This is a genomic window from Streptomyces sp. NPDC001852 (assembly GCF_042891825.1).
Classification (GTDB): Bacteria; Actinomycetota; Actinomycetes; order Streptomycetales; family Streptomycetaceae; genus Streptomyces.
In genome coordinates, this window is sequence record NZ_JBIATN010000002.1 from 12,071 (window position 1) to 27,878 (window position 15,808).

Annotated in this window: 20 protein-coding genes; 5 read left to right on the plus strand and 15 right to left on the minus strand. The window is 71.2% G+C overall.

All coding sequences use genetic code 11. From position 1 onward, the window contains the following. Positions 1–164: 164 nt before the first annotated feature. Together glnII and ACFYZB_RS02720 are read right to left on the minus strand one after the other, a co-directional pair. Positions 165–1,196 carry a glutamine synthetase gene (gene glnII, locus ACFYZB_RS02715; RefSeq protein ID WP_388753522.1) on the minus strand — a complete coding sequence of 344 codons (1,032 nt, stop codon included), beginning with the start codon at positions 1,194–1,196 and terminating at the stop codon, positions 165–167. Between the two features lie 157 nt (positions 1,197–1,353). Next, a complete protein-coding gene (locus tag ACFYZB_RS02720; RefSeq protein WP_388754542.1) occupies positions 1,354–1,836 on the minus strand; it encodes a MarR family winged helix-turn-helix transcriptional regulator in 483 nt (160 codons plus the stop codon). Between the two features lie 80 nt (positions 1,837–1,916). Here ACFYZB_RS02720 and ACFYZB_RS02725 point away from each other — a divergent pair, with 80 nt between their 5' ends. Beyond that, a complete protein-coding gene (locus ACFYZB_RS02725; RefSeq protein ID WP_388753524.1) occupies positions 1,917–2,774 on the plus strand; it encodes an alpha/beta fold hydrolase in 858 nt (285 codons plus the stop codon). Positions 2,775–2,777: 3 nt separating this feature from the next. Here ACFYZB_RS02725 and ACFYZB_RS02730 read toward each other — a convergent pair whose 3' ends face one another. The 5 genes from ACFYZB_RS02730 to ACFYZB_RS02750 all read right to left on the minus strand — a co-directional run bounded on the left by ACFYZB_RS02730 (position 2,778) and on the right by ACFYZB_RS02750 (position 5,994). Further along, positions 2,778–3,539 carry a hypothetical protein gene (locus tag ACFYZB_RS02730; protein WP_388753526.1) on the minus strand — a complete coding sequence of 254 codons (762 nt, stop codon included), beginning with the start codon at positions 3,537–3,539 and terminating at the stop codon, positions 2,778–2,780. Positions 3,540–3,658: 119 nt separating this feature from the next. Continuing rightward, entirely contained in the window at positions 3,659–4,027 is a 369-nt protein-coding gene (locus tag ACFYZB_RS02735; protein ID WP_388753529.1) for an ArsC/Spx/MgsR family protein, read from the minus strand. Between the two features lie 44 nt (positions 4,028–4,071). After that, the gene (locus ACFYZB_RS02740) at positions 4,072–4,971 is read right to left on the minus strand and encodes a PhzF family phenazine biosynthesis protein (RefSeq protein ID WP_388753531.1); all 900 of its coding nucleotides are present in this window, start codon (positions 4,969–4,971) and stop codon (positions 4,072–4,074) included. After that, complete coding sequence (locus tag ACFYZB_RS02745; protein ID WP_388753533.1) at positions 4,964–5,539, minus strand: carboxymuconolactone decarboxylase family protein; 576 nt, start codon at positions 5,537–5,539, stop codon at positions 4,964–4,966. Before ACFYZB_RS02745 ends, ACFYZB_RS02740 begins: the two co-directional genes overlap by 8 nt. Positions 5,540–5,631: 92 nt before the next feature. Continuing rightward, a complete protein-coding gene (locus ACFYZB_RS02750) occupies positions 5,632–5,994 on the minus strand; it encodes a winged helix-turn-helix transcriptional regulator (protein ID WP_388753536.1) in 363 nt (120 codons plus the stop codon). A gap of 264 nt (positions 5,995–6,258) precedes the next feature. Here ACFYZB_RS02750 and ACFYZB_RS02755 point away from each other — a divergent pair, with 264 nt between their 5' ends. Beyond that, positions 6,259–6,573 (plus strand): hypothetical protein, encoded by a 315-nt coding sequence (locus ACFYZB_RS02755; RefSeq protein WP_351203689.1) that lies wholly within the window; start codon positions 6,259–6,261, stop codon positions 6,571–6,573. A 65-nt stretch (positions 6,574–6,638) separates the two neighbouring features. Here ACFYZB_RS02755 and ACFYZB_RS02760 read toward each other — a convergent pair whose 3' ends face one another. Then, positions 6,639–8,279 (minus strand): alpha/beta fold hydrolase, encoded by a 1,641-nt coding sequence (locus tag ACFYZB_RS02760; RefSeq protein ID WP_388753539.1) that lies wholly within the window; start codon positions 8,277–8,279, stop codon positions 6,639–6,641. A gap of 139 nt (positions 8,280–8,418) precedes the next feature. On the opposite strand from ACFYZB_RS02760, the gene ACFYZB_RS02765 reads away from it, so the two are divergent. After that, positions 8,419–8,697, plus strand: a complete 279-nt coding sequence (locus tag ACFYZB_RS02765; RefSeq protein WP_351203693.1) for a hypothetical protein — start codon at positions 8,419–8,421, stop codon at positions 8,695–8,697. Positions 8,698–8,713: 16 nt separating this feature from the next. Here ACFYZB_RS02765 and ACFYZB_RS02770 read toward each other — a convergent pair whose 3' ends face one another. The 4 genes from ACFYZB_RS02770 to glnA form a co-directional block, all read right to left on the minus strand. Continuing rightward, the gene (locus ACFYZB_RS02770) at positions 8,714–9,298 is read right to left on the minus strand and encodes a hypothetical protein (RefSeq protein ID WP_351203695.1); all 585 of its coding nucleotides are present in this window, start codon (positions 9,296–9,298) and stop codon (positions 8,714–8,716) included. 32 nt (positions 9,299–9,330) lie between these two features. Continuing rightward, the gene (gene htpX / locus ACFYZB_RS02775; protein ID WP_351203697.1) at positions 9,331–10,251 is read right to left on the minus strand and encodes a zinc metalloprotease HtpX; all 921 of its coding nucleotides are present in this window, start codon (positions 10,249–10,251) and stop codon (positions 9,331–9,333) included. 162 nt (positions 10,252–10,413) lie between these two features. Continuing rightward, positions 10,414–10,668 (minus strand): hypothetical protein, encoded by a 255-nt coding sequence (locus tag ACFYZB_RS02780; RefSeq protein WP_351203699.1) that lies wholly within the window; start codon positions 10,666–10,668, stop codon positions 10,414–10,416. A gap of 176 nt (positions 10,669–10,844) precedes the next feature. Then, positions 10,845–12,254: a type I glutamate--ammonia ligase gene (glnA, locus tag ACFYZB_RS02785; protein WP_067053116.1), complete on the minus strand. Its 1,410-nt coding sequence runs from the start codon at positions 12,252–12,254 to the stop codon at positions 10,845–10,847. A 210-nt stretch (positions 12,255–12,464) separates the two neighbouring features. Between glnA and ACFYZB_RS02790 the strand changes: the two genes are divergently transcribed. Together ACFYZB_RS02790 and ACFYZB_RS02795 are read left to right on the plus strand one after the other, a co-directional pair. Next, positions 12,465–12,935, plus strand: coding sequence for an RDD family protein (locus ACFYZB_RS02790; protein WP_351203702.1), 471 nt, complete (start codon positions 12,465–12,467; stop codon positions 12,933–12,935). 115 nt (positions 12,936–13,050) lie between these two features. Further along, the gene (locus tag ACFYZB_RS02795) at positions 13,051–13,551 is read left to right on the plus strand and encodes a flavin reductase family protein (protein WP_388753545.1); all 501 of its coding nucleotides are present in this window, start codon (positions 13,051–13,053) and stop codon (positions 13,549–13,551) included. A gap of 6 nt (positions 13,552–13,557) precedes the next feature. Here ACFYZB_RS02795 and ACFYZB_RS02800 read toward each other — a convergent pair whose 3' ends face one another. The 3 genes from ACFYZB_RS02800 to lipA all read right to left on the minus strand — a co-directional run bounded on the left by ACFYZB_RS02800 (position 13,558) and on the right by lipA (position 15,697). Next, positions 13,558–14,247, minus strand: coding sequence for a DUF4191 domain-containing protein (locus tag ACFYZB_RS02800; protein ID WP_388753547.1), 690 nt, complete (start codon positions 14,245–14,247; stop codon positions 13,558–13,560). A 69-nt stretch (positions 14,248–14,316) separates the two neighbouring features. Beyond that, positions 14,317–14,514, minus strand: a complete 198-nt coding sequence (locus ACFYZB_RS02805) for a hypothetical protein (RefSeq protein ID WP_053653973.1) — start codon at positions 14,512–14,514, stop codon at positions 14,317–14,319. Between the two features lie 217 nt (positions 14,515–14,731). After that, positions 14,732–15,697: a lipoyl synthase gene (lipA, locus tag ACFYZB_RS02810; protein ID WP_351203710.1), complete on the minus strand. Its 966-nt coding sequence runs from the start codon at positions 15,695–15,697 to the stop codon at positions 14,732–14,734. Positions 15,698–15,808: the final 111 nt, after the last annotated feature.

Below are 15,808 nucleotides of genomic sequence, written 5' to 3' on the forward strand. Positions count from 1 at the left end.
GCCACGACCCGCTGCGCGGCGGCGCGTTCGGCGGCCGAGGCGTCGTGGCGGCCGGGCCGAATGCGTGCGCCGGCCCGCCCCGGTCGCGGTCTCCATGGGCGCGCACGATACGCAGCAGGGGCGCCCACCCTCACGGCGGGCGCCCCTGTCGGAAGCGGGACGGATCAGACCTGGCCGGCCTTCTCCAGCGCGGTGCAGCAGGTGTCCACCAGCAGGCGGGTCACCACGTACGGGTCGACGTTGGCGTTGGGGCGGCGGTCCTCGATGTAGCCCTTGCCGTCCTTCTCGACCTGCCACGGGATGCGGACCGAGGCGCCGCGGTCGGAGACGCCGTAGGAGAACTTGTCCCACGGGGCGGTCTCGTGCAGACCCGTCAGGCGCTCGTCGATGCCGGCGCCGTAGTTCTTGACGTGGTCCAGCGGCTTGGAGCCCTCGCCGAGCGACTGGCACGCGGTGATGATCGCGTCGTAGCCCTCGCGCATGGCCTTGGTGGAGAAGTTGGTGTGCGCGCCCGCGCCGTTCCAGTCGCCCTTGACCGGCTTCGGGTCGAGGGTCGCGGAGATGCCGAAGTCCTCGGCGGTGCGGTACAGCAGCCAGCGGGCCACCCACAGCTGGTCGGAGACCTCCAGCGGGGCGAGCGGGCCGACCTGGAACTCCCACTGGCCCGGCATGACCTCGGCGTTGATGCCCGAGATGCCGAGACCGGCCTTCAGGCAGTTCTCCAGGTGGGCCTCGACGATGTCACGGCCGAAGATCTCGTCGGCGCCGACACCGCAGTAGTAGCCGCCCTGCGGGGCCGGGAAGCCGCCCTCGGGGAAGCCGAGCGGGCGGGAGCCGTCGAAGAAGGTGTACTCCTGCTCGATCCCGAAGATCGGCTCCTGCGCGGCGAACCGCTCGGCGACCTCGGTCAGCGCGGCCCGCGTGTTGGAGACGTGCGGGGTCATGTCCGTGTTGAGGACCTCGCACAGCACCAGGACGTCGTCGCCGCCGCGGATCGGGTCCGGGCAGCTGTAGACCGGCTTGAGCACACGGTCGGAGGCATGGCCTTCGGCCTGGTTGGTGGAGGAGCCGTCGAAGCCCCAGATCGGCAGCGCGTCGAGACCGGCCGGGGCACCCGTGATGATCTTCGTCTTGGAACGGAGCTTGGCCGTCGGCGCGGTGCCGTCGATCCAGATGTACTCGGCCTTGAAGGTCACGGGGCCACTTCCTTCGGGGGTGGTCGGGCGCACTCGGTGCGGGTGCTGCGGGTGCTGCGGGTTGCTGCGGCGCTACGGCACCGGGGCGCCGCGTCGATCTGCCGCGCAGCCTGTCAACAGGCGGTTTCCCGGCCATTGCTCTTGTGTGAACCCCGTGTTACCTGGTCGTTCTGTGTCCGGGCTCACGTTGTGAGGTCTCTTCGGGCGGGGTATGGGCCCCCTCCGCCGCGACCTGCCGCACCCCGTCGAGGAAGTCCCGGACCGCGGCCCGCTGGTGGCCGTCGTAGCCGCGCAGCAGCTCCAGCGTCCGCTCGATCAGCGGTCCGAAGGAGGCCTCTCCGAGGTCCACGGCGTCCTCCGTGACCTCCACCACGACCTTCCGCCGGTCGGCCGTGCCGCGCACCCGCCGGACGTGGCCGGCCCGCTCCAGCCGGTCCAGCAGGGCGGTCGTCCCCGCCGAGTTGAGCCCGAGCAGGGCCCCGAGCCGCCCGGCGGTCAGCTCCTCACCGGCCCGCCGTGCGTCCATGAGCGTGATGAGGGCGCGCACGTCCGTGGGGTGCATGCCGTTCGCCTGCGCGAACCGGGCGCTGTACAGGCCGAGTTCGACGGCGACGGCACGCAGGAGGTGGACGATCTCCATGTCGGGCTGCACGCGATGCCTCCGAAGCTATTATCTCGTTGAGCGAATGTCTCGCTCAACGAGATAATAGGGGGAGTGTCGTGGCGGGATACGACAGCGGGGCCTTCCGGGTTGCGTACGACAGGCTCCTGGCCGCATGGCCCGCCGAACGGGAGGCGCTGACCGTCGCCACCCCCTTCGGCGACACCCGCGTCAACACCTGCGGCCCCCGCGACGCGCCGCCGCTGCTCCTGCTGCCGGGCGGCGGCGGAGCCACCTCGCTCTCCTGGTACGCCCAAGTGGCGGAGCTGGCCCGGGTGCGCCGGGTGTACGCGGTCGACGTGATCGGCGCCCCGGGCCTGAGCGTCCCGGCCGGCGACCGCCACCCCCGTGCGGTCGCCGACCTGACGCTCTGGCTGGACGCGGTGCTGGACGGCCTGGGTGCCGCCTCGGCCGACCTGGGCGGGCACTCGTACGGCGGCTGGATCGCCCTGCACCACGCCCTGCGCGCCCCCGCCCGGACACGCCGCCTGTTCCTCCTGGACCCGACCCAGTGCTTCGCCGGGTACAAGGCGGCGTACCTCTTCCACGCCCTGCCGATGCTGCTGCGGCCCACGCCCCGCCGGGTCCGCGCCTTCCTGGAGTGGGAGAGCGGGGGAGCACCTGTGGACCCGGACTGGCTCGCCCTCCAGGAGGCGGCCGCCGGCTTCCCGGTCGCGAAGCCGGTGACCGGCCCGCGCCCGGCGCCGGAGGCGCTGCGGGCCCTGGACGCACGGGTCCTGCTGCTCGTGGCCGCGAACAGCAGGACCCATGACCCCCGTGAGGTGGCTGCCAGGGCCGAGGCGCTGCTGCCGCACGTGGAGACCGTCGTACTGCCGGACGTCTCGCACCACGCGCTGCCGCAGGCGGCACCCGCCGCCCTGGCCCGCCGCCTCACCGAGTTCCTGTGCGGTCCCTGAGCCTCACCCCACCTTCTCGATCCGGGCGTGGCGGATGAGGAACTTGCCGGGTTCCCTGACCTGTTCGAAGGCCGCGTTGTTGAGCAGCACACAGCTTCCGGAGACCGAGGTCACCTTCACCGTCGTGGACTTGTTGTTGTCCAGGTTGGTGACCTTCAGCGTGGTCCCGGCCGGGAACTGGTTGCTGGACGCGGCCGGCGCGCCGGCCTCACCGGAGAGCGTGACCGTGGAGCCGTTGCAGACCTGCTGACCGGAGGCCGCGGCGGCGCCACCGCCGTTGTTCCCCGTGGCGGCGGACTGCGAGGGCTGCGCGCTCTGCTGACCCGCGCCCGCGCCCTGTCCGGCCTGTTGACCAGCACCCTGCTGACCCGCCTGCTGCCCCGCGCTCTGCTGGCCGGAGCCCTGCTGACCCGCCTGCTGCCCGGTCTGGGAGCCCTGAGCCGACTCCCCAACCGTGCAACCGGCCGCCTTCTGCTGGACCTCGATCTGTTTGATGACCGCCTCGCGGTTGGCGATCCGGGCCGCCGACTGCGCGTCCGGGTGCGCCTTCTGGTCCGCGATGAACTTGTCGTTGTTGCCGTGGGCCGTGGCCAGCCCCTGGCAGACGGTCGAGTTGTCCGCGGCCGACAGGGTCTTCGCGCCCTGCGCGGGCTGGGCCGCGTTGGACGTCGTGGCCAGCGCGAAGGCCCCGCCGCCCGCCACCGCCGCGGCACTGACGAGCACCGCGAGCTTCTTCTTCGTACTGAGGGTGCGCCTACGCGACATGCGCGCCTCCTGGTGAGGTAGGGGAGCGTACGCCGCTATGTACGAGATACCGAACGAGGCTACTCAGCGGTTGGGGAAGTCCGTGAAGTGTCCTGTATCACAGCGGAGTTGAGCACGGCTCAGCTCTTGCTGTGGTCCAGGGCCTCCCGCACCGCGTCCTCGGAGCGGGCCACCAGGGCCGTTCCGTCGTCGGCGGTGATGATCGGCCGCTGGATGAGCTTGGGGTGCTCGGCGAGCGCGGCGATCCACCGGCCCCGGGCGCTCTCCTCCCGCGGCCAGTCCTTGAGCCCCAGCTCCTTGGCGACCTCCTCGCCGGTCCGGGTGATCTCCCACGGCTCGAGGTTCAGCCGTTCCAGTACGGCCCTGATCTCGTCCTCGCTCGGCACGTCCTCCAGGTAGCGGCGGACGGTGTACTCGGCCCCCTCGGCGTCGAGCAGGCTGATGGCGCTGCGGCACTTGGAGCAGGCCGGATTGATCCAGATTTCCATGCCGGACACGGTAGCGAAGCCCCGCCGCCGTCCGGCGGCACAGATCACTCCCGGAGCCGGACCGTGCCCGCCACGACCGCGGCGCCCCCCACGCGCACCGGGGGTACGGCCGTCCGCCCGGACCGAGGCCGTACGGTCGCGGTGATGGTGGACGGGGAACCGAGGGCGTCCCCCAGGTCGGCGGTGATGCCGGTCAGGCCCCGGCCCGCGAGATGGGCGGCGAGGCAGCCGGTGCTGTTGGCGTTCGCGATGTCCTCGGGCACACCGATCGACGGCGCGAACATCCGGGCCGCGAGGCGGCCCTCGGCCGTCGGCTCCGTGTACACGTAGCAGCCGAGCAGCCCGCCGCGGTCGCAGGCCGAGCGCAGCCGGTCGAAGTCCGGTGCCAGTGAGGCGAGGTGGGACCGGCCGGCCACGGGGACGAGCAGCCGTGGCCGGCCCACCGAAGCCACCCGGAGCGGGCCGGACAGCGCCCGTACGGCGATGCCCAGGGCGTCGAGGAGGGGCGCCGCTTCGCCGGGCCCGGGTGCGCGCAGGCCGACGGGGCCCAGGGTGAACTCCGCGTCGAGGCGGCCGTGCGTGCGGACGGTCCGGCCGGTGAAGACGCGTTCCCGGGTGCGGAGGGTGGCCCGGTGCTCCACGCCTGCGGCGCGTCCGGCCAGGCAGGCCAGCGCGGCGACCGTGCCGTGACCGCAGGCCGGCAGTTCCCCGGTGGCGGTGAAGAAGCGCAGGGTCACCTCGGGGCCGTCGGGACCGGCGTCCCCTGTGCCGACGAAGACCGCGTGCGACGTGCCCGCCAGGCCCGGCACGGCCCGCCGGGCGGCGTCGTCCAGGCCGGTGTCCGCCAGCACCGCGGTGGGACTGCCGCCGGCGCCGTCCCGGACGCACGCGTGCACGATCGTCGCGGTGAGGGCGCCGCCGTCGGACATGTCGTCGTCAGGCATCCGGGCGTCCGCCGGCCGGGAATCCGGTGGCCCAGCTCTCCGCCTCCAGCAGCAGGGAGTTGGCCACCTGGCTGATGGTCCGGTACCAGCCCACCAGGACGAGGAACTCCAGCAGCCGGGCGTCGTCGTAGTGGGCGCTCAGGCCGTCCCAGGCCGAGGGGGAGAGGTGGGCGGTGTCGTGCAGCTCGTCGACGGCATCGAGCAGGGCCCGGTGGCGCGGCGTCCACGCGGCACCGGCCGCGGGGTCCGGCTCGGTGGTCGCCCGCAGCCGGTCCGGACCGAGGCCGACCTGTGCGGCGAAGGCGGCGGCGTGCACACCCCACTCGTAGGCGCATCCGGCGCGCGCGGTGACCCGGGCGACGACGATCTCGCGGTCGAGGGCGGGCAGCAGCCCGTGGCCCAGCAGTCCGGCGCCCAGGGCGAACATCCGCGAGGCGAGCTCGGGGTTGCGGTGCAGCACCCGGAACAGGGCGATCGGCTCCTGCGCGACGCCGGGCGGCATCCAGCGGCGCAGCGCCCGGTCGACGGGGTCGGGGTAGGGAGGGGTGAGTGGTTCGATGCGGGGCATGCGACAACACCTCCTGCTTCGATTTCCGAAACATCCTCGCGCTTCGAATTCAGAAGCGCAAGGGGGTGTGGACGGCGAGCGGCGCAGGGGGTTCAGCCGTCGGCGCCCGGATGCTCCTCCGTACCCTCGGCGAGCGTCTCCGCCCACCGGCTCGACCAGCGCACGAGGGGCCGCAGGGCGGAGTGCGCCTCCGTACCGAGGGGCGTGAGGCTGTATTCCGTACCGTCCTGCTGGGTGACGAGTCCCGCCTCGGTCAGTTCGCGCAGCCGCTGGCGCAGCACGCTGGAGGACATGTCGTCGCAGCGCTGCTGCAAGGTGCGGAAGCCGATGGGCCCCTCGTGCAGCTCCCAGAGGATGCGCAGGGCCCAGCGCCGCCCGAACAGGTCGAGTGCCGCCATCAGGGGGCGGCCCGTGGCCGATCCCCGGACCGGTCGTCCGGGCCTGGGTGCCGTCATGCCGTCCGTCCGTGCGATCCGTGGCGATGCGTCTGTTTCCGACACGCTAGCATCGACCCCCGCATTGCGGAGTGTTCGAATTGATGCCGGCTCACCCGCCGCTTCGGGAACTGGTGTGACACGGCGACAATTTCCCTGCTGAGCTGGGGATTTGTCAGGACCCGCAGGCCCCCCGTTGTCAGTGCCCGGCAGTAGACTGGAAGCAGTGTTCGAGGGCATCGCCGGGCCGTCCGGCCGGTGCCCGACCGCGACAGGAGGATGCCCGTGCCCGCTGCCGCCCTGAAGCCCAAGCCGTCGCCGACCCAGTCCACCGCCAAGCATCCCGTGCTGTTCGACTCGCCCTACGTGCCCCGGGTGAAGCGGCCGCTGCCGGCCGGACGGCCGCGCGAGTGGTACGTCGCCCACAACCGCCGCCTGAAGGCCATGCGCCTGGCCATAGCCCTGCTCGACTCCGGCATCTACCTCCCGGCCCAGGCCCGCGACGACACGATCCGCAGCACGGCGGAGGAGATCGGCATGCGCCCGCCGTCCGACACCACGTGCCGCATGGTCCGGGCGTACATGCGCTACAGCCGCTGACACCGGCCCCGGGTGCCCCGCGCGTTCCTCGGGGCACCCGGCGCCGCAGCGGTGTGCGGGACCTCTCAGCCGTACCGCTCCAGCAGCCCGCGCACATACGCCTCCATGCGCGCGCCCAGCACCTCCGGGGTCAGATCCGTACGGCCGAGCCCGCGCCACGGTCCGGCCAGTTTCTCCGCGCCGGACGCGTAGTGGAGGGCGTCCAGCAGCCGCCAGTACAGATGGTCCCGGCCGTCGGCCAGGCCGTGCCCGCCCTGCCGTTCGTACCGGTCCCGGAAGGCCAGCCCGTGCTCCGGGCCGTGCAGCAGGGCCAGCGCGGTCGAGCAGTGGGCCACGTCCAGGTCGGCCGGGCCCCAGGAGGTCTCCACCCAGTCCACGACCCCGCTGATCCGCAGCTCGTCGCCCGCGCCCGTGAAGAGCACGTTCCCCGGGTGGTAGTCCCGGTGCAGGAAGCGCCCCCGGTACGGTGGCGGGTCCCGGCGGAGCACGTCCACGGCGCGCTCCCACAGGTCCCCCGCCGGGGTGCGGACGCGCTCGGGCGAGGTCCACGCCTCGTACGTACGCGGGCGTTCGTCCGGAACCACCGCGTGGATCCCGACCAGTTGGGCCGCCAGGAGATCGAGCCGGTGGCCCAGGGCCGCCCGGTCTCCGCCGTCCACCAGGACCCGGCCGGGCAGCCGGGTCATCAGCAGGGACGGATGGTCGCAGTGCTCGGCCGTCGCGTCCACGGCGACCAGGGCCGGCGCCGGAACGCCCTCCTGGCCGGCGAGCAGTCCGAGGACCGCCGCCTCCCGGGACAGCAGAGCGGGCGCGTGCCGCCGGAAGAACGGCTTCACGAAGCTGCGCAGCACCAGTTCCTCCCCGTCGTCGAGGACGAGCCCGCGCATCTGCGACGACCAGCCGCCCGCGAGCATCCGGGTGCCCGTGACGGTACGGCCGGCGGGCACCTGCTTGGCCACCCAGCCCCGGGTCGCCGCCCACCCCCGCTCCCCGCCGAGCCCGCTCACCAGTGCCGTCACGAACTCCCGCCGGTCCTCGGCATGGTCGCGGAACCACAGCCCCAACCGGTGCTCGGCCTCGGGGAGTTCGAAGCGCGTGTACTGGGCGCGAGCCGACAGCGCGTCCTGTACGGCCTCGGTCACGGCCGGCGGGATGACCGCGTCGGTGCCCGGGACCGCCAGCACCGCCCGGCCCTCGTACGCCCCGAACGCCTCCAGGGCGGGCGAGGCGCGCCAGCTGTCGGGGGTGCGGATGATCCCGCTGAACCGGCCCCGGCCGTCTCCGAACGGCACCTCCCAGGCCTCGGAGGCGTACACGGCGGGCGCACACAGCCCGACGGCCGCCACCCGCGGGCCGTAGTGCCGTACGAGATCGGCCACCGTCTGGCCGCTCATGCTGAAGCCGACCAGGACGAGCGGGTCCTGAGCCGGGGTGCGCGCGTCGACCACCGCCACCGCCTGCTCGAACCGCCGGCGCAGGCTGAGCTCCGCGAGGGATCCGGTGCTCTCGCCATGGCCGGTGAAGTCGAACGCCAGGGCGTGGCAGCCGTGCTCGGCGAACTCCGTGAGCAGGGGCAGCAGGCGCTGCTTGCTGCCGTTGCCCGCGCCGTGCAGCAGTACGGCCGTGGCCCGGCCCGGTGCTCCCGCGGTCAGGCCGTGAAGGCGTTCGCCGTCCAAGTCGTGGGTGAAGGCGGAGAGTTCGTTCATGGGGTCATTCACTCACGGCGGGCCCGCGCCCGGCCGAAAACGGGATGCGGCCGGCGCCACCGCGTCCCTACGCTGAACAAACGGCACGAAGCCGACACACTCCACCCCAGCCACCCTCACCCCACGGAGGAGGTCCGTCATGCGTGGCATCGTCGCAACCGGGACCGTCGTCCTGGTGATCCTCGGAATCGGAAACCATCTGTGGTGGCTCGCCGCCGTCGCGCTGCTGTATCTGTACGCGACGCACGGGCGTGGTTCCCCCGGCACACCACCACCCGCCGGCGCGGGCACCCCGCCCACGCCGGAGAGCTACCGCGCGTACCGCGAGCGCCGGGACCGGCTGGCGAAGTGGGAGCGCCGCTACCGCAGGGAGCGCCCCTTCGAGATCCGCCGACAGGAGCGCGAGAAGAGCAGGTGAGCCACGGCGTCCCCGGTCACAGGCCGGGGGCGCCCCACACCGGGAACCACCGGCCGAGGTCCTGCTCGATCCTGAGGTCGTTCGTGAGTGTCGCCTTCACCTGGAGCTCCAGCGCGTTGTCCCGCCGCTCGGCGCTGCCGGGCAGCGGGGCGAAGGGGTAGAAGGTGCCCCGCTTGTAGAGGTAGACCAGCGCCAGCCTGCGGCCGCCGTCGTCCGTGAAGGCGGCCAGGGAGCACAGAAGCTGGGGGCCGAAGCCGTTGATCTCCATCGCGCTGTTCACCGCGTGCAGGTCGTTGACCAGCTCCGGCAGCTGCTCGGGGCCGCGCGCGGACACCAGCCAGGAGTAGCCGTAGCCGTCCCGCCGCAGCTCCACCGGCGGCCCGCTGCGGTCGGTGTCCGCGTCCAGCAGCGCCTGCACCTCCCGGTGGGTCTGCTCGAAGGCGGCCCCCTCCACCGTGGCGAAGCACACCGCGCCGGTTCCGGTCGGTGTGAAACCGGCCGCGGCCTGAAGGGTCACGGCCGCCGAGGGCAGCGCGAAGAGCTGGTCGAGATCGGGCGCGACCGGTTTCGTACGGCCCAGCAGGATGTCCAGCAGCCCCAACGCTCAGCCCGCCTTCCGTAGTGCCATGTGTTTCAGCTCGCCCCGCCCGGGGTGGCGGCCTCGCCCAGCTCCGCCGAGATCCGGCCCAGCTGTTCCAGCCGCTGCTCCAGGGTCGGGTGCGTGGAGAAGTACCGCTCGATGCCCGGCTCCTTGCCGGTCGCCGGGGTGAAGTAGAAGGCGTTGAAGGCCTGGGCGGTGCGCAGGTCCTCGGTCGGGATCCGGGCGATGTCCCCGGTGACCTTGGTGAGCGCCGAGGCGAGGGCCGACGGGCGGCCGGTGAGATGCGCGGCCGCGCGGTCGGCCGCCAGCTCCCGGTACCGGGACAGCGCCCGGATCAGCAGGAAGCTGATCGCGTACACCGCCGCGGAGACGCCCATGATCGCGGCGAAGGCGACGGCGGTGTTCTGGTCCCGGCGGCCCCCGCCGAAGAGCTGGGAGTAGAAGGCGAACCGCACGATCAGGCCCGCCAGCACACCGAGGAAGGACGCGATCGTGATCACGGCGACGTCCTTGTGCGCCACGTGCGACAGCTCGTGCGCCAGCACGCCCTCCAGCTCGGCCGGCTCCAGCCGCCGTAGCAGCCCCGTGGTCACGCAGACCACGGCGTGGTCGGGGTTGCGGCCGGTCGCGAACGCGTTCGGCATGTCCATGTCGGACACCGCGACCACCGGTTTGGGCATGTCCGCGAGTCCGCACAGCCGGTCGACCACCGCGTGCAGCTCGGGATACTCCTCCCGCTCCACCACCCGGCCGTGCATCGCGAACATGGCGATCCGGTCGGAGAACCAGAACTGCGCCACGAACATCGCCCCGACCACCACGACGACCAGCACCCAGGACCTCAGCAGCGCGATCAGCGCGGCTACGAAGGCCACGTACAGCAGACCGAGCAGGAACATCGTCAGACCCATGCGCACGGTCAGCCGTCGGTCGCTCCGGAAGCGGCTCTGCATCTTGCATCACCCCGCAGTCAGGCACTCGTCCCGCTGTCCAGTGTGCACCAGCCGACTCCCATGAACAGGTCCTGAAGGGCCCTAGGAGCAGCAAAACGTACCTGTGAGTCGGCCGGCTGTCGCTGAGCGTCCCCGGTTCCCGCGCGCCGGGTACGACCCGTCCTAGTACGAGGAGCCGAACTGCACCAGACCGATCAGCACCATGACCACGATCACACAGCCGAAGACCACGGCCGTCGACGCCCACGACGCCCGGCGCGGCACCGGTTCCGGGTCGGCGCGGAAGGGCGCCGGATTCGGCGGGTTCTCCTTCCAGCGCGCGCCCAGCATCCGGGCCCGGGCCGAGGGCTCCTTGTGCTCGGCGGAATTCGCCCAGCGGTGATCGAACTCCCGCTCCCAGTCGTCCTGTTCCGTCATCCCCGTTCAACCTCTCTCGTCCGGCACGGTCAGGAGGGATGATCCCCCGACAATAGGAAGTCTGTGAAGCGGGAAAAGTTGCACCCGGCGGCCGGGCGGGCGCAGCACACGGGCCGAGCACGGGAAAGGCCCCCCGGCTGAGCCGAGGGGCCTTCCCGTTCCGCAGGGACCGTCTGTCACACGTCGAAGTAGAGCTCGAACTCGTGCGGGTGCGGACGCAGCTGCAGCGGCGCGATCTCGTTGGTGCGCTTGAAGTCGATCCACGTCTCGATCAGGTCCGGCGTGAAGACGTCGCCCTGGAGGAGGAACTCGTGGTCGGCCTCGAGCGAGTCGAGGACGGCCGGCAGCGAGGTCGGGACCTGGGCGACGTTCGCGTGCTCCTCGGGAGCCAGCTCGTACAGGTCCTTGTCGATCGGCTCGGCCGGCTCGATCTTGTTCTTGATGCCGTCCAGGCCCGCCAGCAGCAGGGCGGAGAACGCCAGGTACGGGTTGCCGGAGGAGTCGGGCGCGCGGAACTCGACGCGCTTGGCCTTCGGGTTGGAGCCGGTGATCGGGATACGCATGGCCGCGGAGCGGTTGCGCTGCGAGTACACCAGGTTGATCGGGGCCTCGAAGCCCGGCACCAGACGGTGGTACGAGTTCACCGTCGGGTTGGTGAAGGCCAGCAGCGACGGGGCGTGCTTGAGGATGCCGCCGATGTAGTAGCGGGCGGTGTCCGACAGGCCCGCGTAACCGGCCTCGTCGTAGAACAGCGGGTCGCCGTTGCTCCACAGCGACTGGTGCACGTGCATGCCCGAGCCGTTGTCGCCGAAGATCGGCTTCGGCATGAAGGTCGCGGTCTTGCCGTTGCGCCAGGCCACGTTCTTCACGATGTACTTGAACAGCTGCAGGTCGTCGGCGGCGGCCAGCAGGGTGTTGAACTTGTAGTTGATCTCCGCCTGGCCGGCGGTGCCCACCTCGTGGTGCTGGCGCTCGACCTTCAGGCCGTTCTTCTCCAGCTCCAGGGAGATCTCGGCGCGCAGGTCGGCGAAGTGGTCGACCGGCGGGACCGGGAAGTAGCCGCCCTTGTAGCGGACCTTGTAACCACGGTTGTCCTCGAGGGCACCGGTGTTCCAGGCGCCCGCCTCGGAGTCGATGTGGTAGAAGGACTCGTTCGCCGAGGTGGCGAAACGCACGCTGTCGAAGACGTAGAACTCGGCCTCGGGACCGAAGTACGCGGTGTCCGCGATACCGGTCGACGCCAGGTACGCCTCGGCCTTCTTCGCCACGTTGCGCGGGTCACGGGAGTACTGCTCGCCCGTGATCGGGTCGTGGATGAAGAAGTTGATGTTGAGGGTCTTGTCCCGGCGGAACGGGTCCACACGGGCGGTCGACAGGTCAGCGCGCAGCGCCATGTCGGACTCGTGGATGGCCTGGAAACCACGGATCGACGATCCGTCGAAGGCGAGCTCCTCGTCCGGGTCGAACGCCTCGACGGGCACCGTGAAGTGCTGCATGACGCCCGGCAGGTCGCAGAAGCGGACGTCGACGAACTTGACGTCCTCGTCCGCGATGAACTTCTTGGCCTCGTCGGCGTTCTGGAACATCCAGCTCCTCCTACTCCCGACCGTCCTCGCCGGGGTGGTAGATCGTTCGTGCGGCCAGTGCGGTGGCACACGCTGGTCATGACCCTAGGGACGGGTGATTTCTCGGGCGTGACCCGTTTGTTTCGCAGAAGTTAACCGGCCACGTGTCCACCGTAGCCCCGACACACCCCTCGGCCCAGTGCCCGAAACCGGGCGCAGTACCGTGGACGGGTGGACAACAGGCAAGCACTCGGATCGTGGCTCTCCGGGCCCCGCGCGGCCATGGAAGAGGCCGGTGCGGACTTCGGCTACCGGGGTGAGCAGCTCGGGCTCCCCGAGGAGGGGCCGAACTCCGTCGCCCGGCCGGGCCGGCGGCTCGGCGCGCTGGCGGTGGACTGGGCCCTGAGCGTGCTGATCGCATACGGCCTGATCACGAACGGCTACCGGGTGCCTGCGACGAGCAACTGGGCGCTCGGCGTCTTCTTCGTCATGAGCGTGCTGACCGTGGGCACGATCGGCTTCACCCCGGGCAAGCGGCTCTTCGGCATCCGGGTGGTGGCTCTGGAGACCGGCACGGTCAATCCGCCGCGGTCGCTGCTCCGCACGCTGCTGCTGTGCCTCGCGATCCCGGCGCTGATCTGGGACCGGGACGGCCGGGGGCTGCACGACCGGCTGGCGAAGACCGTGGAAGTACGGGTCTGACCGTTTTCGGCTGCGGGTCCGTGGGGGCGACGGGCCACGATGGACCCGCACCCGGCAATGCTCCAGATGCCCCCATCCGGTTGCCCGGTACATCCCCCGGCGGCATCGTCGCCGTATGACCGATGCGCAGGATGTGATCGCGGCCGAGGTGACGCCCGAGGAGTTCCGGGACGCCATGGCGCGCTTTCCGTCGGGCGTGGTGGTGGTGACCGCCCGTTGCGAGGACGGCGCCCCGCGCGGCTTCACGGCGAGCTCCTTCTGTTCGGTTTCCCTCGAGCCACCGCTGGTCCTGGTGTGTCTCGCGGACGCGGCCGACTCGGCGGCGGTCTTCGCGCGGTGCGACCACTTCGCGGTGAGCGTGCTCGCCCCGGAGCACCAGCCGCTGGCCCTGCTGTTCGCCACGAAGGGCGCGGACAAGTTCTCCGACGCCCTCCTGCAGCCGAGCCCCTCCGGGCTGCCGACGGTGCGGCAGGCGCCCGTACAGCTGGACTGTGCCGCATACGCGCGTTACCCGGCCGGGGATCACACGATCCTGATCGGCCGGGTAACGGGAGTACGGCTGGGCGAGGGTTCGCCGATGGTCTACTGCGAGCGGCGGTTCCGGTCGCTGAACTGAGGGAGGTCAGCGGCCCTTCGGCATCCGCATGCCCTTGGGCATGGGCCCCTTCGGCAGCGGCATGTTGCTCATCAGGTCGCCCATGGCCCGCAGCCGGTCGTTGGTGGCCGTCACCTGGGGGCCGGTGAGCACGCGCGGGAACTTCAGCAGGGTCGTACGCAGCTTCTTCAGCTCGACCTGGCCCTCGCCGCTGCCGACGATCACGTCGTGCACCGGCACGTCCGCGACGATCCGGTTCATCTTCTTCTTCTCGGCGGCCAGCAGGCTCTTCACCCGGTTCGGGTTGCCCTCGGCGACCAGCACGATGCCGGCCTTGCCGACCGCCCGGTGCACGACGTCCTGGCTGCGGTTCATCGCCACCGCCGGAGTCGTCGTCCAGCCCCGGCCGATGTTGTCCAGCACGGCGGCCGCGGCGCCCGGCTGGCCCTCCATCTGACCGAAGGCGGCGCGCTCGGCCCGGCGGCCGAACACGATCGCCGTCGCCAGCAGACCGATCAGCAGGCCGAAGATGCCCAGGTAGACCGGGTGGCCGAGCAAGAAGCCGATCACAAGGAAGACAGCGAGGGTGCCGATGCCGACGGCCCCGAGCACAAGACCGATCTTCTTGTCGACCTTGCGGGTCATCTTGTAGGTGAGGGCGATCTGCTTCAGTCGCCCTGCGTTCGCGGCGTCCGCCGCGTTTTCCTTCCTCGCCATGTCACGAAGTCTACGTGGCCCCGGGAGTGCGGACGACGGCAGTGCCCGGTGCGCGCCGGGACCTGGGACTCAGGAGCGGCCGGCGGCCTGCTCCAGGACGCGCTGCGCCTCGACCCGGTCCTTGGCGCGCCGGCGGTCCTCCAGCACGGAGGTCCACGCGTTGCGCCGGGCGGTGCGCTGACCGCCGCTCATGAGCAGGGACTCGACGGCGCGGAGAGCATCGGTGAAGGACGGGATGGCGGTGGCGCGTACGGGCGCGGCCTGCATGATCGAGGTCCCCCCTCGGATCGGATGGTGTACGAGGCGTGATACCAGAGTCACTGATTGGTGTTACCAGGGCGTGTCCGACCGGTCAAACGCCAATGAAGCCTTGATACAGGGCACTGAAACGCCGACGCGGCCCTGACGCCCGCCCTCATCAGCGAGGACGGTCAGGACCGCGTCGACTCGGCCATTACTGGCCAGTAAGTGCTTGTGCGCGAATTCACACAGCCTGCGTGGCCACGTAGGTGCCACGCTTCTCGACGGCCATCTGGTACAGGCGCCCGGCCCGGTACGACGACCGGACCAGCGGACCCGACATCACACCGGAGAAGCCGATCTGCTCGGCCTCCTCCTTCAGCTCCACGAACTCCTGCGGCTTCACCCAGCGCTCGACGGGGTGGTGCCGGACGGAGGGGCGCAGGTACTGGGTGATGGTGACCAGTTCGCAACCGGCGTCGTGCAGCTGCTGCAGCGCCTCGCTGACCTCCTCGCGGGTCTCGCCCATGCCGAGGATCAGGTTGGACTTGGTCACCAGGCCGTAGTCGCGGGCCTCGGTGATGACCTTCAGGGAGCGCTCGTAGCGGAAGCCGGGGCGGATCCGCTTGAAGATCCGGGGAACCGTCTCGACGTTGTGCGCGAAGACCTCGGGCCGGGCGGAGAAGACCTCGGCGAGCTGCTCGGGGACCGCGTTGAAGTCGGGGGCGAGGAGTTCGACCTTCGTACGGCCGCCCTCCCGCCCGGCGGTCTGCTGGTGGATCTGCCGGACCGTCTCCGCGTACAGCCAGGCGCCGCCGTCCTCCAGGTCGTCGCGGGCGACGCCGGTGATGGTGGCGTAGTTGAGGTCCATCGTGACCACCGACTCGCCCACGCGGCGCGGCTCGTCACGGTCGAGGGCCTCGGGCTTGCCGGTGTCGATCTGGCAGAAGTCGCAGCGCCGGGTGCACTGGTCGCCGCCGATGAGGAAGGTCGCCTCGCGGTCCTCCCAGCACTCGTAGATGTTCGGGCAGCCGGCTTCCTGGCAGACCGTGTGCAGGCCCTCGCTCTTCACGAGGTTCTGCATCTTCGTGTACTCGGGACCCATTTTCGCCCGGGTCTTGATCCACTCGGGCTTGCGCTCGATGGGGGTCTGGCTGTTGCGGACCTCCAGGCGCAGCATCTTGCGTCCGTCGGGTGCGACTGCGGACACGACCGGCTCCCTAAGCTTTGATTCTTCGGCGTACACCAGCGTACGCCCGTGTTCTGCACGCCCTGCCGGGGAGACCAACCCCACAGCCGCAGGGCGCATTCCCCCGCAGGG